At 59.9% G+C, this 653-nt stretch carries 1 protein-coding gene; it reads right to left on the reverse strand.

Going from position 1 to position 653, the window contains the following annotated elements; all coding sequences use genetic code 11:
- A partial coding sequence (locus tag BMG07_RS40935) for an IS5 family transposase (protein WP_198089237.1) occupies positions 1-595 on the reverse strand: 595 nt, incomplete at its 3' end.
- Between the last annotated feature and the right edge of the window lie 58 nt (positions 596-653).

The following is a 653-nucleotide window of genomic DNA, read 5'->3' on the forward strand; positions in this document are numbered from 1 at the left end:
CTTCGTTGGCCGCTGTAGTCGTCACTGTGTGCACCAACCCTGAGTCCGCGTCCACGCCGATGTGCGCCTTCATCCCGAAGTGCCATTGATTGCCCTTCTTCGTCTGGTGCATCTCAGGGTCTCGTTCGCCGCTCTCGTTTTTGGTGGAACTGGGCGCCGCGATGATCGTGGCATCCACGATGGAGCCTCTCTTCAGAAGCAACCCCTTCCTGGCCAGATGGGCGTTGACCTGCTTGAAGATGTCTTCAGCCAAGTCGCTAGCCTCCAGCAGATGGCGAAAGTTCAGGATCGTCGTCTCGTCGGGAATCGAGTCCATGTTCAGGCCTGCGAACGTGCGCAGCGAGGTGATCTCGTACAGGGCTTCCTCCATCGCCGGGTCGCTCAACGCGAACCAGTTCTGCATCAAATGCACACGGAGCATGGCTTCGAGCGGATACGGTCGACGCCCGCGGCCTGCCACGGGGTAGTGCGGCTCGATGACCTTGAGCAGCGCCTTCCAGGGCACAACCACTTCCATCTCGGCAAGGAAGACTTCCCGGCGTGTCTTCTTCCTCTTGCCCGCATGCTCGGCATCCGAAAAACTGATCTGGCTCATCGCTGGCGCTCCTTCAGCATGCGTGATCAACGTGCAGAGCGGCCATCCGTGGACTTGA

Origin of the sequence: Variovorax sp. E3, assembly GCF_016082275.1 — a bacterium.
Taxonomy (GTDB): domain Bacteria; phylum Pseudomonadota; class Gammaproteobacteria; order Burkholderiales; family Burkholderiaceae_C; genus Variovorax.